Raw genomic sequence first — 17,557 nt, forward strand, 5'->3', positions numbered from 1 at the left:
GGGTGACGGCGGCCAGTTGTTCGGCGGCCACCTTGACGTTGGCGCGTTGATTGTCAGCGGTCATGGCTTCGCCACGACGTTGCAGGGCATTGCCGCCCAGGGCTACGACGACTCGCATGATGTTTCCTTTTCTGCCCCGCCCCGCTGTGTTTGGGGTGGCGGCGTTGACGGCTTGCTTGGGCAGTCCATCTGGTTTCTGATGTGGTGGCCGGACTTCCCGTGGGAAGGCGGGGCCGGGATGGGGGTGAGATCCGGCTGAGTGAGGGGGGGCCGGATCTCGGGCCACTCCACGGCTTCAGGGGTGTGCCGTCGCGGAGGGTAAAACGGTGTTGCTGTCAGACTTCAACTTCAGGTGATTCAGCTGCTTGCACGGCGTTTTGCCTTACACGCTGGCGAGGCAGCAAAGCCAGCGCAGCGCCTGCTGCCAGGCGCGCCGCCGCAGACAGTACAAGTCGTACGGCAAGGCGGCGCAACAACGCAGCAGGGCTTTGCCACGTTGTCCAGTCTTAATCGCCCAGCGTGGCCACCAGAATTGCCTTGATGGTGTGCATGCGGTTCTCGGCTTGTTCGAAGGCAATGCAGGCTTCGCTTTCGAACACGTCTTCGGTCACTTCAATGCCATTGGCCAGGTCCGGGTACTGGGCGGCAATTTCCTTGCCCACCTTGGTTTCGCTGTTGTGGTAGGCCGGCAGGCAGTGCATGAACTTGACTTGCGGGTTCTGGGCGGCAGCCATCAGCGCAGCATTCACCTGGTAGGGCTTGAGCAGGCGGATGCGTTCGGCCCACACTTCAGCCGGTTCGCCCATCGATACCCACACGTCGGTGTGGATGAAGTCAGTACCCTTGACGGCTTCGGCAGCGTCTTCGGTCAGGGTGATGCGGGCGCCGGTCTTGGTGGCGATTGCACGGCATTCGGCGACCAGTTCGTCGCTCGGCCACAGGTGTTTCGGGGCGCCGATGCGCACGTCCATGCCCAGCTTGGCACCGATCACCAGCAGGGAGTTGCCCATATTGTTGCGGGCGTCGCCCAGGTAGGTGTAGCTGATTTGCGAGATCGGCTTGTCGCTGTTTTCCCACATGGTCAGCACGTCGGCCAGCATCTGGGTGGGATGCCATTCGTCGGTCAGGCCGTTGTACACCGGGACGCCGGCAAACTTGGCCAGTTCGTTCTCCACCATGTCCTGGTCGAAACCACGGTATTCGATGGCGTCATACATGCGACCCAGTACGCGGGCGGTATCTTTCATCGATTCCTTGATGCCGATCTGCGAGCCGGACGGTCCGAGGTAGGTGACGTTGGCGCCTTGGTCGTAGCAGGCCACTTCAAACGCACAGCGGGTGCGGGTGGAGGTTTTTTCGAAGATCAGGGCGATGTTCTTGCCCTTCAGGTGTTGCTGTTCGGTGCCGGTGTACTTGGCGCGTTTCAGGTCGCGGGCCAGGTCGAGCATGTAGCGGATTTCGCGCGGGGTGAAGTCCAGCATGCGGAGGAAGTTGCGGTTGCGCAGATTGAAAGCCATGGTAACACTCCTTGTTCCGGTGCCGGGTGGCGGGCTTGGCCGTCGCCACCGGGCGAGATTGATGCACTGTTCGAAAGGGTTTAGATCTTCACTTCGTCACGGATGATCGGGCAGGTCATGCAGTGACCACCGCCACGGCCACGGCCCAGTTCGGAGGCCGGAATCTCGATCACTTCCACCCCGTGCTGACGCATCAGCTTGTTGGTGTAGGTGTTGCGGTCGTAGGCCACCACCACGCGGCGGTCCAGCGCCACCACGTTGTTGCCGTCATCCCATTGTTCGCGTTCGCGCTGGTAGGCATCGCCGGCGGTCTGGATGATGTGCACTTCCTTCAGGCCGAGGGCCTGCCGCACCACTTCGGTAAACGGCACGCCGTCGTGGCGTTCGAAGCGGACTTCGCCTTCCTTGTCACCGGCGTAGATGCTGGTGCAGACGATTTCGTTGACCACGTCCGGGAACACCGACAGCAGGTCGATATCGAGGAAGCTGAATACGGTGTCCAGGTGCATGGCGGCACGCGACTTGGGCATCTGGCAGGCAATCACGCGGGTGGCGCCGCCTTCCTTGCCCAGCACATTGCGGGCTACTTGCACCACGGCTTGCGGGCTGGTGCGTTCGCCCATGCCGATGAGCACCACGCCGTTGCCGATCGGCATCACGTCGCCGCCTTCCAGCGTGGCCGGGCCGTGGTTCTTGTCACAGTCGCCCCACCATACCTTCACCTTGCCGGCGAAGTACGGGTGGTGCTGGTAGATGGCTTGCAGGATCAGGGTTTCCTGACGGCGGGCCGGCCAGTACATCGGGTTCAGCGTCACGCCTTCGTAGATCCAGCAGGACGGGTCGCGCTGGAACAGGCTGTTCGGAATCGGCGGAATGACGAATTCGGACTGGTCCAGATAGCCGCCGAACAGGCCTTTGGGGTCGAACGGCAGTTCGAACTTGGCGATGCCGCCGATCAGGTGTTCGGCCAGTTGGGTGGACGGCATTTCGTCCAGCCAGCTGCGCAGGTCGGTCAGCATGCCGATACCGACGTTGTCAGCCTTGACCTTACGGTCCAGCAGCCAGCTGCGGGCGCTGTCGTCCAGTACCTGGGCCAGTGCGTCGTGGGCTTCGATCACATGGATGCCGCGGGCGCGCATCTGTTCAACCATGTAGGCGTGGTCTTTCTGGGCGCGTTCTACCCAGATCACGTCATCAAACAGCAGGTCGTGGCAGTTGTCGGGGGTGAGGCGTTTGTGGGCCAGGCCCGGACGGCACACCATCACGCTGCGCAGCTTGCCGCATTCGGAATGAACACCAAATTTTGTCATGATCAAACTCCTGCAATTCGGGTAAGGGGTGGGGGAGCGCTTCACGCGCTCCTCCGTATTGTTTTCAGGTCAGAGGGTGAGCTGGCCGGTAATCAGTTCGTAGGCGGCGATGGCGCCCAGAACCACGATGATGGCGGCCAGTACGGCTTCGGCACCCTTGAACGGCTTCTCGCCATGTTCTTTCTTGGCCCACAGGTAGAACAGCAGGCCCGGGGCGTACAGCACCATCGACAGGAACAGATACTTCACACCAGCGGCGTAGATCAGCCATACACCGTACACACTGGCGATACCGGCAATACCCAGGTCACGGCCCTTGCCTTCACCAGCCTGGTAGCCTTCACCACGCCGGGCCACCATGAAGGAATACACGGCACACAGCAGGTAAGGAATCAGGATCATCGAGGTAGCCAGCGACAGCAGTGCCAGGTAACCGGCCGAGCTGAACAGGGTGATGATCAGGAACAGCTGGATCAGACCGTTGGTCAGCCACAGCGAAGCTGCCGGGGAACCGTTGGCATTGGTGGTGCCGAAGATGCGCGGCATCACACCGTCTTTGCCTGCCAGGTAAGGTGCTTCAGCAGCCAGCAGCGTCCAGGCCAGCAGTGCACCACCGACAGAAATCACCAGACCTGCATTCATGATGTTGGCACCCCAGGGGCCAATGGCCTTTTCCAGCACGTAAGCAGTGGACGGGTTCTTCAGCGCAGCCAGTTCGGGCTGGGTCATCACGCCCAGTGCCAGTACCGATACCGCCACCAGCAGGGCAATGGTCAGCAGGAAGCCCACCACGGTAGCCTTGCCCACATCGCTCATTTTTTCGGCACGACCCGAGAACATCGACGCACCTTCAATACCGATGAACACCCACACGGTCACCAGCATGGTGCTCTTCACCTGATCGACGATGGAGCCCAGCTTCGGATTACCCCAGAAGTCCAGATTGAAGGTATCGATCTTGAAGGCAAACACCACCAGTACGATGAACAGCGCCAGCGGTACCAGCTTGGCAATGGTGGTGATGGTGTTGATGAATGCCGCACCATGCACGCCACGCAATACCAGGAAATGCAGGCCCCACAGCAAGACAGAGGCACAGATGATGGCGGTTGGCGTGTTGCCGTCGCCAAAAGCGTGGAACCAGAAACCCAGTGCCGAGAACATCACGACAAAGTAGGACACATTGCCGATCCAGGCCGAAATCCAGTAACCCCAGGCCGAGTTGAAGCCCATGTAGTCACCGAAACCAGCGCGGGCATAACCATATACACCGCCTTCTACTTCCGGTTTGCGGTTGGCCAGCATCTGGAAGGCAAATGCCAGCGTCAACATGCCGAGGAAGGTGATGGCCCAACCAATGATGATGGCGCCGGCACCGGCACCTGCCGCCATGTTTTGCGGTAGCGAGAAGATGCCGCCGCCAATCATGGAACCCACTACCAGTGCGGTAAGTGCACCCAGTTTCAGTTTGGGTGCTCCGCCACCTTGCACTTCTGTATCAGTGGACATTTTCGTTCTCCGTGAAATACATTAACCTGAAAACTATCTGTATATTATTAATTTCTAATTCAATGATGCAATGATAGTCATCGAAGCGCTCCGATTCCAGAAAGCAGCTACATATGTTTGATCAGGATCAAATGAAAAAAAGGAACAAAAAAGGGCGACAGAAGAAAGATGGCTGGGTTATAGGCAGAGCGGCCTGTCTATCCAAATTGGATTTATCTATATGCATTTGTTCTTTATTGGTAATTTTCAATAAATTATTTTTCAATAAAGACTGATAGACAAACGGCAGGCAAAAAAAATGGATACGGCCCACCACCGTATCCACCAACACACACATCAAGAGGAAATCTGGACACACACCAACTGGTGCTAAACCTGTCAGTCGTTCGGTCCTGCGTTCTTCACCTTACGACTGATCACAAAAATCACACCACATACCACCACAGTAGCAAAGACAATGGTTGCCAAACCCAGAACACCGACATCGTCGGAAAGAAGTTGACCTAGCAGTTCCATCTCCCACTCCTCATAGCTGGCGTTTGCCGCCTTGATTGATTAGTCGATGGTCATAATAACCCTACAAAAAATGTGGATGTTGACGCAAGTCAACAATCTGTCCGCGTCCTGCGGACAACTGGAAAGTCGCACAAAAACAAAATGATGCCGGACATACTCCGCAGAGCGGCCATTTCGCTGGCAAATACAAAAATGAAAAAGCCCCTGCATGGCAGGGGCTTTCTGATGGCAGAGAACCGGCAGATCAAGGCTGCTTGTTACCACCCATGTCCTTGGACAGGAAGAAGGCGTCAGAGAAGAATTCGTCTTCCGGCAGCTTGCGTTCGGCAATGAAGCTGCGATGGGCAGACTCCACCATGACCGGAGCACCACAGGCATACACCTGGTGGCCGGACAGGTCGGCAAAGTCATCCAGCACCGCCTGATGTACAAAGCCGGTACGGCCTTGCCATTCGTCTTCCGGCAGCGCCTCAGACAACACCGGAATCACGGTGATGTTGGCATGCGCGGCCTGCCAGCTGGCAGCCAGTTCGGCCATGTAGAGGTCTGCCTTGGTGCGTGCGCCCCAATACAGCACCATCTGACGCTGGATACCGTGATGGATGGCGTGTTCGATGATGCCCTTGACCGGCGCAAAGCCGGTACCGCTGGCCACGAAAATGATGGGCTTGTCCGAATCCTCACGCAGGAAGAAAGAACCCATCGGGCCCTTGAAGCGCATGATTTCGCGCTCTTTCATCTGGGTGAAGACATAATCGGAGAAACTGCCACCGGGCTGATGACGGATATGCAGCTCCAGGAAGGCATCATCATGCGGCGCATTCGCAATGGAGAAACTGCGTTTCTTGCCATCCTTCATCAGGATGTCGATGTACTGACCGGCACGGAATTGCAGGCGTTCGGAAACCGGCAATTTCAGTTTGAGCACGGCAACGTCGTGCATTTTCACCATGCTTTCCACGCGGCACGGCAGGGTCTTGATCTGGATGTCACCAGCACCGGCCACTTCACGGGCTTCAATGGTGATATCGCCTTGCGGGTGGGCACAGCAGAACAGGGTCATGCCCTGGATGCGTTCGCTTTCCGGCAGGGCTTTTTCCTGATAGCCATCCTGGCTAACTTCACCCTCCACGACCTTGCCCTTGCAGGCGCCACAGGCACCGTCACGGCAGCCATAAGGCAAACCGACATTCTGGCGCAAAGCCGCTTCCAGAATGGTTTCATGCGCTTCAACACTGAACGTATGCCCGCTCGGGAGCACTTTGACCTGGGAAGTCATTGGGTACCTTTATTATTCCAAATCTCGGTAAGATGCAGCCTATGCGTACTTTATTGATTGCAGGCATGGGTGATGTCGCCCGACGGGCCCTGCCCCGACTCGTGCAGCACTGGAAAGTGCTGGTTCTGGCACATCACGCGCAAGCGGCAGAAACGGCGCGCGCTGGCGGTGCCATTCCGGTCATGGCCAATCTGGACGATGCCGCCAGCCTGGAGCGGCTGGCCGGTCTGGCCGATGATCTGTGGATAACCGCACCACCACCAAGCCACGGAATGCGCGACAGCCGCACGCGCAAGTTGTTGTACGCACTGGCAAAAGCCGACAGGATACCACAGCGTATTAGCTATATCAGCACTACTGGCGTGTATGGAAATAGCGCCGGTAACTGGCTGGATGAATGTTCGCCCCCCATGCCGCAAACCGAGCGCGCCTGGCGCCGGCTGGATGCAGAAAATACCCTGCGTGCCTTTGCCCGCCGCCATGGCAGCCAGCTGACCATTCTGCGCGCACCCGGCATTTATGCGCTGGAGCGCCTGCCGCTGACCCGTCTTGTGCAAAACACGCCCTTGATCCGGCCAGAAGAAGACAGCTTCAGTAATCATATCCACGCCGACGACCTGGCCAGCCTGTGTATTGCCAGCCTGCAGCAAAACCGTGGCGGCATCCGGGTGTACAACGCCTGCGACCAGGAACCACTCACCATCACCGACTGGTATGCCATGCTGGCTGATGCACTGTCCATGCCACTACCGCCACGGCTATCCCGCGCAGAAGTACAAGCGGCCGTCAGCCCGGGTTTATGGTCTTACATGGCGGAATCCCGCCGCTTTCGCCACCAGCGCCTGGCAGAACTGGGCGTGACGCTGCGCTACCCCACGGCACGCGAATTTGTCGCACAACTGGCGGCAAATCCGGCCTGGCAGAGCGTGGCACTCGCTAAGGCCGGCAAGATTCGGTAACATGCGCGTCTTCTTGCAATTATCTGTTTGAATCACATGGAAAATCCGGCATTCGGGCGCGCCATCAGAAGCTTTGTGCTGCGTCAGGGACATCTGTCTGCAGGTCAGCAACGCGCAATGGACGAGGGCATGCCCAAATGGGGCATTGCATATCAGCCAACCGTCATCGACCTGGAGCAGGCTTTTGGCCGCCAGGCACCCAAGGTGCTGGAAATCGGCTTTGGCATGGGTGGTGCAACTGCTGAAATTGCAGCGGCCAATCCTGCTATCGACTATCTGGGCGTGGAAGTGCACTCCCCGGGCGTGGGCAATCTGTGCAAGCTGATTGCCGAGAAAGAGCTGAGCAATCTGCGCATCATCCGTCACGATGCGGTGGAAGTGCTGGATAACATGCTGGCCGATGGCAGTCTGGACGGCGTGCATATTTTCTTCCCCGACCCCTGGCACAAGAAACGCCACAACAAGCGTCGCCTGATCCAGGCCCCGCTGGTGGAAAAACTGGTGAAGAAGCTGAAGCCGGGCGGCTATCTGCACGCCGCTACCGACTGGGAAGACTACGCCATCCAGATCATGGAAGTGTTCAGCGCCAACAGCGATCTGGCCAATAGCGCCGATGGCTATGCGCCGCGCCCGGACTACCGTCCGCTGACCAAGTTTGAGGCCCGTGGCATCAAGCTGGGTCACGGCGTGTGGGACATCATCTTCCGCCGCAAGTAAGCTCCGCGAACCAAACCCCCGCTCCAGCGTTGCGCCGTCTTGCCGTACGCCATGTACTGTCTGCGGCGGCGCGCCTTGGCCCGGGTTCTCTACGCGGTTTTGTTGGCGGTTCCAAGCCAGACCGGTTTCAGTCGGCAGTGACACGCCGGCTCAGCAAGACTTCGATATCCGGCAGCAGTTCATGTGGAGCCACTGCCGGTTCGAAGCGTTTTACCACCCTGCCCTTCCCATCCAGCAGAAACTTGGTGAAATTCCACTTCACCGGGTGAGGATGTGCGCTATCCGCCTGGGTCAGCCAGCGCCACAAGGGGTGTGCCTGCGGGCCGTTAACCTCCACCTTGGCCGACAGCGGCAGCGTCAGTTGAAAGCGGCTGGCACAGAAACTGGCGATCTGGGCATCCGTGCCCGGTTCTTGCCCGCCAAACTGGTTGCAGGGAAAGGCCAGCACCCGCAAGCCTTGGCCAGAGAGGCTGTCATGCAATTCCTGCAGGCCCGCATATTGCCGGGTATAGCCACACTCGCTGGCCGTGTTCACCAGCAATACCACCTGGCCCTGCAGGGTGCTCAGCGCCATGGAACTGCCATCGGGCAGGGGCATGGAAAAATCGTAAAGCGTGGTCATGGTGGGCTCCCTTCCGTATAATCGGGGCTTATCCGAGAAACCTACTCAGGTATTGCGCATGTTGTTCTCACCCAGCCGCCAGGATGCGCGCGGCTTCTTTTTTGAAACCTGGAAAAAACACCAGACCAGCAGCGTGCTGACCGATCTGGAAAAGATCGTGCTTTCCATTCTTATAGACCACCCCGAGTACCACTCCATCCTGAATCATCCGGAAAAGTACCTGGAACAGGAATGGACGCCTGAAATGGGCGAGACCAACCCGTTCCTGCACATGGGCCTGCATGTGGCTATCGAGGAACAGCGCTCCATCGACCAGCCCTTCGGTATCCGTTCGCTCTACGCCCAGCTGGCCTTGCGCCACGGCAACGAGCATCGTGCCCAGCACGAGATGATGGAATGCCTGGGCGAGATGATCTGGCATGCGCAGCGCTATGGCGGCGGCCCGGACGTGAACCGCTACATTTCCTGTGTGCGCGGCAAGCTGGGCATGGGCGAAGAGGAAACGCCGCGCATCAATCCGAACGATATTCCGGACTGAGCATATTCAGGTGCTTAACAAAAAAGCAGGCTCGCAAGCCTGCTTTTTTCATGTGCGCTGCCATTGCGTTCACACCAGGCGATTGGCTTCCTGACCGCTGACAAAGGCCGTGACATTGTCCACCAGTTGTTGTGCCAGGCGCTGCATGGCCTGCTGGCTGGCCCAACCGACATGCGGCGTGACGATCAGGTGCGGCAAGCGAGCCTTCAGCAGCGGATTGCCGGCCGACGGCGGTTCGGTGCTCAGCACGTCAAAACCGGCACCGCCCAGCTGGCCGAACTTGAGTGCAGCCACCAGCGCTTCTTCATCCACCAGTCCGCCACGCGCGGTGTTGATCAGGATGGCACCCGGCTTCATGGCCATCAATTCCGGCTGGGCAATCATGTTGCGGGTTTCTTCGTTCAGCGGGCAATGCAAGGACAGCACATCCGAACTGGCAAGCAGCTGATCAAAGCTGACATAGCCATCGCGCACGGTGGTAACGCCCTTGCGCTCACCAAACTGTACATGCATGCCAAAGGCGCGAGCACGTTCGGCCAGCGCCTGACCAATGCCGCCCGCACCCAGAATACCCAGCGTGGCACCCTTGAGGTCGCGAATGGGCGCACCAAAATGGCAGAACTGCTTGGCCTGCTCCCAGACACCGGCAGCGACATCGCGCTGGTAGGCCGGCAGATTCTTCATCAGGGCCAGCATCAGGGTAAACGCATGCTCGGCCACGGTTTCGTCGCCGTAATGGCGGATGTTGGCCACCGCAATGCCCTGCTCACGGCAAGTGGCGATATCGATATGGTTGTAGCCGGTGGCCGCCACCGCCAGCATCTTCACCCCCGGCAACTGCAGCAGGGTTTCACGGCTGAACGGCACCTTGTTGGTGATCACAATGTCGGCATTACCCACATGCTGGACAATCTGCTCCACCGTGGTGGCGGAAATTTCGCGATAGGCATGGGCAAAAGGAAAAGCGGGAACCGGGACAGGCAGGCTGTCCCGGTCGAGGAATACGATGGAAGGTTGGCTCATCAGTCTGGCGTCAGCTTTCGTAGGAAATCATGGCGCGGTAAGCATGCCAGCTGGCCAGCCCCAGTACGGGCATGATGACGATCAGGCCAATGAAATAGGTAGCAAAGCCCACCGCAGTAAGAGCCACAATCATAACGGCCCATACCGCCATCGTCAGCAGATTCTTGTACACCGCCTGCACGCTGTTGATCATGGCGGTCACCGTGTCCACATCCTTGTCCAGCATCATCGGGATGGCCACCACGCTGAGCGAGAACACCGCCACCGCAAACAGGAAGCCGACACCAAAATAGGCCAGCAGGAATGTCATGTTTTCCGGCAACAGGGCATTGCTCAGCAAGCTGTCCAGTGATGGCAGGGCTGCAGTATCAAAAAACAGCGCAAACATGAGCAGTGAAACGCGGAACCAGCCAAACACCATCAAGGCCAGCAAGGCGGCGTACAAGGTAAAGCCGGGCAGATTGACTCGCCAGGCAACCATGCTGTGCCACAAATTGACCCGCTGCGTGGCAAATGTGTTTTCATGCTGGCGCGCCAGATCATACAGACCGATGGCAAGAAACGGCCCGGCCAGCAGGAACAGCGTGGACAAGGTAAGTACGAACTGTGGCGCACTATCGAAATAGGCAATCAACAGATAGCCCATCAAGACAAAAACGGCACCATAAAACATCGCATCGGCCGGTGCGCGGCGCAGGTCTTTCACGCCTTGCTGCAGCCAGACCATGGTTTGGGAAACTTCAACATGATGAACAACCGGGTGTTCCCGGGACGAGCCGTGGGTGATGTCCATGACGAATCCCCTTCTGGTGGTGGGTGGGTAAACCAGACAGTTAATTCTTTATAAGCTACTGATTGCAAAATACAAATTGCAAATCAATGCTGTCAGACCACAGCGCACGGCAACTGGTACAATACGGGCCTGCTTGAACCAGATACAAGGAACACAAGATGAGCGAATTGATCATTGAAGACCTGACCGTGGGCGAAGGTGCCGAAGCTGTCTCCGGCCAGGAGGTGACTGTGCATTACACCGGCTGGCTGACCAATGGCAGCAAGTTCGACTCCAGCAAGGACCGCTTCCAGCCCTTCAGCTTTCCGCTGGGTGCCGGCCATGTGATCAAGGGCTGGGATCAGGGCGTCGTTGGCATGAAGGTAGGTGGCAAGCGCAAGCTGACCATTCCGGCAGAACTCGGTTATGGCGCACGTGGCGCCGGTGGCGTGATTCCGCCCAACGCCACCCTGGTATTTGAAGTGGAACTGCTGCAGGTGGGCTGATCCGTCTTCTGTGCATGAAAAAGCCACCGTCGCGGTGGCTTTTTCATTTGGCAGTCCGGCTCATTTTTTCAGGCCGGAATCCTCACAGCATTTCTTGCGCTTGCACAGGTAGAGAATCGCCAGACCAGCCAGTAATACTCCGACCACGGAAAGAATACCCATCTGGCCACGATGCACCATATGCATCAGCCATTCGCGCTGTGTGGCACCGTAATGGCCCAGGTAAACCCACACCGGCACGGAAATCAGCGCGGCAAATCCATCCATCAGCAAGAAACGCCAATAGGGCACGCGCCGTGTCATGCCAGCGGTAATGAAGATGGGAGAACGCAAGCCGGGCAGGAAACGGGCAACGAACAGCACCCAGGTACCGTATTTTTCAAACTTTTCCTGCACAGCTTCAAAGCGTTCGGGCGTCAGGATGCGGGCGATGGGACGGAAACGCTGCACCTTGTGGCCATAGAAACGCCCCGCAGCAAACATGATGCCGTCACCAGCCAGAACCCCGGCCATCCCCACCATAAACATGATATCGACATCAGCATAGCCAAGGCCGGAAATGATGCCGCCAGCCACCAGCGTGATGTCTTCCGGAATCGGAACACCGAAACCACACACCAGCAATACGGTAAAGACAGCCACATAACCGTAACCAGTAAAGAAATCGAGAAGTATCTGCAGTATGTCCATAGTGCTCCGCCGACCGGCACAGTCTTGTCCTGTCACAAGATTTGGCCACGGGCTGATTGTCCGAGTGCATGATCGGGCGCTTATAATAGCACACCTCGACCTTATCCTTTCTTGACATGACACGCCCCATACGGGTGGAAATCAATCATTCCGCCCTGCGCCATAACTATCTGCATTCCCGTCAACAAGCTGCAGGCCGTGCTGCACTGGCCGTCATCAAGGCTGATGCCTATGGTCACGGAGCACTTGGCTGCGCCCTTGCCCTGGCTGACATTGCCGACGGATTTGCCCTACTCAATATCGAAGATGCCATCGCCCTGCGCAAGGCAGGCATCCAGCAGCCGATTACCCTGCTGGAAGGACCATTCGACCGGACCGAAGTGGAGGCCATGGCAGAATACCGCATTGCCGGTGCCATTCACTCCTCTCACCAGATTGCCTGGTTACAGGAAGGTTCCCTGCCACAGCCGGTGGAAGTATGGCTCAAGATCAACAGCGGTATGAACCGGCTGGGTTTCCGCCCGGAACAGGCCAGCCACGTGATGCAGCAACTGCATGCATTGCCGCAAGTGAAGCTGAGCACCATCATGACGCATTTCTCCACTGCCGATGACGATCGTGGCGTAGCAACGCAGTGGCAGCGCTTTGCTCCCGTGGCCACTGCCAGTGGCCTGGCCATCAGCGCGGCCAATTCCGCGGCTGTCTTCCGCCATCCGCACACCCATGGCGCCATCGTCCGCCCCGGCATCACCCTGTATGGCTGCTCGCCCTTTGCCGACTGTCATGGCGCAGCGCTGGGCCTGCAAACCACCATGACGCTGAGCGCGGACATCATTGCCATCCAGCAACTGCAAGCAGGCGAGGGCGTGGGATACGGCATTCAGTTTCAGGCCGACCGACCGATGCGGATAGGCATTGTCGCCTGTGGCTATGCCGACGGTTACCCGCGCATTGCCGCCAATGGCACTCCGGTGATGGTGGCAGGCCAGCGCAGCGGCACTGTGGGACGGGTTTCCATGGATATGCTGGTGGTGGACCTGACGCACATTCCTGCTGCCACCATCGGTAGCCGGGTGGAGCTGTGGGGGCCAAACATCGCCATCGAAGCAGTGGCTGCGGCTGCCGGCACCATTGGCTATGAGCTGATGTGCGCCATTGCCCCGCGCGTGCCGCGCCTGTCCAGCTGAACCAATCGCTCACCACAATAAAAAAAGCCGCTGCATCGGGCAGCGGCTTTTTCTTGTGCCAGGACTGAATCAGGCCACGCGCTCTATGGTGGCGGCAATTTCTTTGGCCCATTTTTCCGACAAGCTGCGGTCATTGGCTTCTACCATCACCCGCACCACCGGCTCGGTACCGGAAGGACGCAATACCACGCGGCCAATCCCGGTCAAGGCGGCTTCTGCGGCTGCCAGCGCCTCGGCAGAGGCCGCTTTCCAGTCGCAGCCATTGTGACGCACATTGATCATGGTCTGCGGGAACGGCGTCCAGTCACTGCAGGCCTCTTCCAGGCTGATGCCCAGTTCGGCCAGGCTGGCCAGCACCTGCAAGCTGGAGATGATGCCATCGCCGGTGGTGTGCTTGTCCAGGCACAGGATGTGTCCCGATGCTTCGCCGCCCACCTGCCAGCCATTGGCATGCAGCATTTCCAGCACATAGCGGTCACCCACCTTGCGCGGCCAAAGGCCACGCCCAGCTTGTTGAGCGCCAGTTCCATGGCCATATTGGTCATGACCGTGCCCACCACACCGCCCTTTAGCTCGCCACGGGCGGCACGTGCCTTGGCAATCACATAAATAAGCTGGTCGCCGTCGTACACCTTGCCATGCTTGTCCACCATGATCAGGCGGTCACCGTCGCCATCCAGCGAAATGCCATAGTCAGCATGGTGCTCAAGAACGGCTACCTGCAAGGTCTTGGGATAAGTCGCGCCCACCTTGTCGTTGATGTTGTAGCCATCAGGTTCACCACCGATCACCACCAGCTCGGCACCCAGTTCATGGAACACCTTGGGCGCGATGTGATAGGTGGCACCATTTGCACAATCCACCACCAGCTTCAAGTGCTTCAGGTTTCGCTCGCCCGGGAAGGTACTCTTGCAGAATTCGATGTAACGCTCTGCTGCACCAGAAATACGGCGGGCACGCCCCAGCTCGGCCGAGCTGTTGGTCGTCATCGGCTGTTCCAGCATGGCCTCGATTTCCAGCTCCAGTGCGTCATCCAGCTTTTTGCCGCCTTCGGCAAAAAACTTGATGCCATTATCCTGATAGGGGTTGTGCGATGCCGAAATCACCACGCCGGCCTCCAGCCGCAGCGCGCGGGTGAGGTAGGCAATGCCCGGAGTGGGCAGTGGGCCGGTCAGCAGCACATTGACGCCAGCCGCAGTAAAACCGGCCTGCAAGGCTGCTTCCAGCATGTAACCGGAAATACGGGTGTCCTTGCCAACCAGCACCGTCGGACGGTGCTCCTTGTCGTGGTCCACCAGCACTCGCCCAGCCGCATGGCCTAGCTTGAGGACAAAATCAGGGGTGATGGGAAATTGCCCTACTTCACCACGTACACCATCCGTACCAAAATATTTACGACTCATTTCTTCATCCTAGTCACGTTGCTGTAGCACCTGGCCAGCAACGGGTAGCTACGGTAATAACCTTGGCGCCAGCCCTGTATTGTACCTGCCCGCCCTGTTGGCTCGGCAAGTCCTTTTATGCAAACGAGGTAAGGCACCCCTTGCGGATCAAGCGGTATACGGTTGCAACGCCGCCCAGACTTCCAGTGCCTGCCGGCTGGCTTTGACATCGTGCACCCGCACGATTTTGGCACCACCTTGCAAGGACAACAGCGCCACGGCGACGCTGGCACCAAGCCGTTCTGATGGAATGGCCTCGCCGGTGATGGCACCCAGCATGGACTTGCGCGACAGACCTACCAGCAACGGCATACCGCTGATGGACTCGATACGCTGCAGCCCTGCCAGCAGTTGCAGGTTATGTTCCAGGGTCTTGCCGAAACCGAAGCCTGGATCAATCAGCAAACGCTCCGCAGCAATACCCGCATCAAGGCACAACTGCACGCGACGTTGCAGATATTGGCCGACCTCCTCCACCACATCCTCATACGCAGGGGCCTGCTGCATGGTGTCCGGGTTGCCTTGCTTGTGCATCAGGCACAGTGCCACCTGTGATGCAGCCACGGCCTCCACTGCACCCTGATCTTCCAGTGCGGAGACGTCATTGATAAGGTCCACAGCCCCCAGTTGCAAGGCCGCCTGCATGACCGCGGTACGACGGGTATCGAGCGACAGCGGAGCGCCGATATCCTTGAGTTTTTCCAGTACCGGCAACACCCTGTCCATTTCTTCTTGCACACTGACTTCCGGCGCACCGGGACGGGTAGATTCGCCACCTATATCCAGAATGGCCGCGCCATCTGCCAGCATGGCTTGCGCGCGCTGCAATGCAGTGTCCAGCGTATTGTAGCGGCCACCATCAGAGAAGGAATCGGGGGTGACATTGAGGATGCCCATGATCATGGGCCGGGATAGATCGAGCTTATAGCGCCCGCATTGAAGCAATTGCATCGAATGTTCAGCCAGATAAATGCAAAACAGGGTGACAGCCTGCGCTATCACCCTGTGGAAACCGGTTATCAGAGTTCCTGAGCCGGGGTGGATGTCGGTTCTACCGGAGCGGCTTCAATGGCCTTTTCCTCCGGCTTGGCCGGGAAACCACTACCCGGTTTGGGCGGACGCGGCGGTTTGCCATCCATGATGTCGTTGATCTGCTCTGCGTCGATGGTTTCCCATTCCAGCAGGGCCGCGGTCATGGCTTCCACCTTGTCGCGGTTTTCTTCCAGCAGACGACGTGCCAGAGCATATTGCTCGTCGATGATACGGCGAATTTCACTGTCCACCTGCTGCATGGTGGCTTCGGACATGTTCTTGTGGGTGGTGACAGAGCGACCGAGGAATACCTCGCCTTCATTGTCGCCATACACCATCGGACCCAGCTTGTCGGACATGCCGTAGCGCGTCACCATGTCACGTGCCATCTGGGTGGCACGCTCGAAGTCGTTGGAAGCCCCGGTGGTCATCTGGTTCATGAACAGCTCTTCGGCGATACGGCCGCCAAACAGGATGGCCAGACGATCCAGCAGATAGCCACGATCATAAGCAAAGCGGTCTTGCTCCGGCAGTTGCATGGTCACACCCAGCGCACGACCGCGCGGGATGATGGTGACCTTGTGCACCGGGTCGGACTTGGGCAGCAGCTTGGCCACTACGGCATGGCCGGATTCGTGGTAAGCAGTGTTGCGCTTTTCTTCCTCGGTCATCACCATGCTGCGGCGCTCGGCACCCATCATGATCTTGTCCTTGGCCGACTCGAAGTCCAGCATGTCCACCAGACGCTTGCTGCGACGGGCAGCAAACAGCGCGGCTTCATTCACCAGGTTGGCCAGATCTGCACCGGAGAAACCCGGTGTGCCACGGGCGATGATGGAGGCTTCCACATCAGCAGCAATCGGCACCTTGCGCATGTGAACGGACAGAATCTGTTCACGGCCACGGATATCCGGCAGCGGTACCACCACCTGACGGTCGAAACGACCAGGACGCTGCAAGGCAGGGTCCAGCACGTCCGGACGGTTGGTCGCGGCGATCACGATAACAGTCTGGTTGGTTTCAAAACCATCCATTTCAACCAGCAGCTGGTTCAGCGTCTGTTCGCGTTCGTCGTTACCACCTCCCAGACCTGCGCCACGCTGGCGACCTACCGCATCGATTTCGTCGATGAAGATGATGCAAGGCGAGTTCTTCTTGGCCTGCTCGAACATGTCGCGGACACGGGCAGCACCCACGCCGACAAACATTTCGACAAAGTCAGAACCGGAAATGCTGAAGAACGGTACCTTGGCCTCACCGGCAATGGCCTTGGCCAGCAGGGTTTTACCGGTACCCGGCGAGCCGCACAGCAGGATGCCGCGCGGAATGCGGCCACCCAGGCTCTGGTAACGGGAGGGGTCGCGCAGGTAGTCGACAATTTCCTTCACCTCTTCCTTGGCTTCGTCGCAGCCGGCGACATCCGCAAAGGTCACGGTGTTGGTGTCCTGGTCCAGCATGCGCGCCTTGCTCTTGCCGAAAGAGAAGGCACCACCCTTGCCGCCACCCTGCATCTGGCGCATGAAGAATACCCACACGCCGATGAGCAGCAGCATCGGGAACCAGCTGATGAAGATGCTCATCAGCATGGACGGTTCCTCTTCCGGCTTGGCCGAGAAGCGGACGTTGTTCTTGATCAGGTCTTCAACCAGTTGCGGATCGTAGGGCGCATAGGTGGCAAATGCCGAACCATCGGTACGCTTGCCTTTCAGCCACTGGCCACGCAGCGGATGGCCCTCGATGCTCAGGGATTGCACCTTGCCGGATTCGACATCGCTGATGAATTGCGAGTATTCGATCTGGTTCTGGGCATCCTGACGTTTGTTGAACTGATTGAATACAGTCATCAGTACCAGACCGATGATGACCCAGATGGCGATGTTTTTGCCGATATTGTTCACGAGTAGCGGACTCCTCTGTGCCCTGACTTTACGGTTGCGT

General features: G+C 58.4%; 16 protein-coding genes and 1 pseudogene. 5 read left to right on the forward strand and 12 right to left on the reverse strand.

All coding sequences use genetic code 11. From position 1 onward, the window contains the following. Positions 1-506: 506 nt before the first annotated feature. The 5 genes from AWT75_RS01025 to AWT75_RS01040 all read right to left on the reverse strand — a co-directional run bounded on the left by AWT75_RS01025 (position 507) and on the right by AWT75_RS01040 (position 6,131). Positions 507-1,517 (reverse strand): ornithine carbamoyltransferase, encoded by a 1,011-nt coding sequence (locus AWT75_RS01025; RefSeq protein ID WP_062786302.1) that lies wholly within the window; start codon positions 1,515-1,517, stop codon positions 507-509. An 80-nt stretch (positions 1,518-1,597) separates the two neighbouring features. Continuing rightward, positions 1,598-2,827 carry an arginine deiminase gene (locus AWT75_RS01030; RefSeq protein WP_062786305.1) on the reverse strand — a complete coding sequence of 410 codons (1,230 nt, stop codon included), beginning with the start codon at positions 2,825-2,827 and terminating at the stop codon, positions 1,598-1,600. Positions 2,828-2,896: 69 nt separating this feature from the next. Continuing rightward, on the reverse strand, positions 2,897-4,336 hold the full coding sequence (gene arcD / locus AWT75_RS01035) for an arginine-ornithine antiporter (RefSeq protein WP_062786309.1): 1,440 nt from the start codon (positions 4,334-4,336) through the stop codon (positions 2,897-2,899). A 378-nt stretch (positions 4,337-4,714) separates the two neighbouring features. Further along, positions 4,715-4,852, reverse strand: a complete 138-nt coding sequence (locus AWT75_RS20675) for a DUF3149 domain-containing protein (protein WP_082086308.1) — start codon at positions 4,850-4,852, stop codon at positions 4,715-4,717. Positions 4,853-5,096: 244 nt separating this feature from the next. Further along, a complete protein-coding gene (locus AWT75_RS01040; protein WP_062786312.1) occupies positions 5,097-6,131 on the reverse strand; it encodes a CDP-6-deoxy-delta-3,4-glucoseen reductase in 1,035 nt (344 codons plus the stop codon). Between the two features lie 41 nt (positions 6,132-6,172). On the opposite strand from AWT75_RS01040, the gene AWT75_RS01045 reads away from it, so the two are divergent. Both AWT75_RS01045 and trmB read left to right on the forward strand, forming a co-directional pair. Continuing rightward, a complete protein-coding gene (locus AWT75_RS01045; RefSeq protein ID WP_062786316.1) occupies positions 6,173-7,090 on the forward strand; it encodes an SDR family oxidoreductase in 918 nt (305 codons plus the stop codon). A gap of 36 nt (positions 7,091-7,126) precedes the next feature. Further along, positions 7,127-7,807, forward strand: a complete 681-nt coding sequence (gene trmB / locus AWT75_RS01050; RefSeq protein WP_045845389.1) for a tRNA (guanosine(46)-N7)-methyltransferase TrmB — start codon at positions 7,127-7,129, stop codon at positions 7,805-7,807. A gap of 127 nt (positions 7,808-7,934) precedes the next feature. Here the strand turns inward: trmB and AWT75_RS01055 are convergent, their stop codons facing one another. Then, entirely contained in the window at positions 7,935-8,429 is a 495-nt protein-coding gene (locus tag AWT75_RS01055) for a glutathione peroxidase (protein WP_045845390.1), read from the reverse strand. Between the two features lie 58 nt (positions 8,430-8,487). Here AWT75_RS01055 and AWT75_RS01060 point away from each other — a divergent pair, with 58 nt between their 5' ends. Then, complete coding sequence (locus AWT75_RS01060) at positions 8,488-8,967, forward strand: DUF1841 family protein (protein WP_062786320.1); 480 nt, start codon at positions 8,488-8,490, stop codon at positions 8,965-8,967. A gap of 69 nt (positions 8,968-9,036) precedes the next feature. On the opposite strand, the gene AWT75_RS01065 is transcribed toward AWT75_RS01060, so the two are convergent. Next, positions 9,037-9,990 (reverse strand): D-2-hydroxyacid dehydrogenase, encoded by a 954-nt coding sequence (locus tag AWT75_RS01065; RefSeq protein WP_062786323.1) that lies wholly within the window; start codon positions 9,988-9,990, stop codon positions 9,037-9,039. A gap of 10 nt (positions 9,991-10,000) precedes the next feature. Further along, the gene (locus tag AWT75_RS01070; protein WP_045845393.1) at positions 10,001-10,783 is read right to left on the reverse strand and encodes a DUF2189 domain-containing protein; all 783 of its coding nucleotides are present in this window, start codon (positions 10,781-10,783) and stop codon (positions 10,001-10,003) included. A gap of 158 nt (positions 10,784-10,941) precedes the next feature. On the opposite strand from AWT75_RS01070, the gene AWT75_RS01075 reads away from it, so the two are divergent. Beyond that, on the forward strand, positions 10,942-11,268 hold the full coding sequence (locus tag AWT75_RS01075; RefSeq protein ID WP_045845394.1) for an FKBP-type peptidyl-prolyl cis-trans isomerase: 327 nt from the start codon (positions 10,942-10,944) through the stop codon (positions 11,266-11,268). Between the two features lie 60 nt (positions 11,269-11,328). Here the strand turns inward: AWT75_RS01075 and AWT75_RS01080 are convergent, their stop codons facing one another. Beyond that, positions 11,329-11,958, reverse strand: coding sequence for a DedA family protein (locus tag AWT75_RS01080; RefSeq protein ID WP_045845395.1), 630 nt, complete (start codon positions 11,956-11,958; stop codon positions 11,329-11,331). A 116-nt stretch (positions 11,959-12,074) separates the two neighbouring features. Between AWT75_RS01080 and alr the strand changes: the two genes are divergently transcribed. Then, on the forward strand, positions 12,075-13,145 hold the full coding sequence (gene alr, locus AWT75_RS01085) for an alanine racemase (protein WP_062786326.1): 1,071 nt from the start codon (positions 12,075-12,077) through the stop codon (positions 13,143-13,145). Positions 13,146-13,214: 69 nt separating this feature from the next. Here alr and glmM read toward each other — a convergent pair. From glmM to ftsH, 3 genes and pseudogenes are all read right to left on the reverse strand, one after another. Continuing rightward, a pseudogene (glmM, locus tag AWT75_RS01090) lies at positions 13,215-14,548 on the reverse strand (phosphoglucosamine mutase). Between the two features lie 147 nt (positions 14,549-14,695). After that, positions 14,696-15,538 carry a dihydropteroate synthase gene (gene folP / locus AWT75_RS01095; protein ID WP_045845431.1) on the reverse strand — a complete coding sequence of 281 codons (843 nt, stop codon included), beginning with the start codon at positions 15,536-15,538 and terminating at the stop codon, positions 14,696-14,698. Between the two features lie 68 nt (positions 15,539-15,606). After that, positions 15,607-17,517: an ATP-dependent zinc metalloprotease FtsH gene (ftsH, locus tag AWT75_RS01100; RefSeq protein ID WP_062786330.1), complete on the reverse strand. Its 1,911-nt coding sequence runs from the start codon at positions 17,515-17,517 to the stop codon at positions 15,607-15,609. Positions 17,518-17,557 lie beyond the last annotated feature (40 nt).

This window comes from Aquitalea pelogenes (assembly GCF_001515305.1).
Classification (GTDB): domain Bacteria; phylum Pseudomonadota; class Gammaproteobacteria; order Burkholderiales; family Chromobacteriaceae; genus Aquitalea; species Aquitalea pelogenes.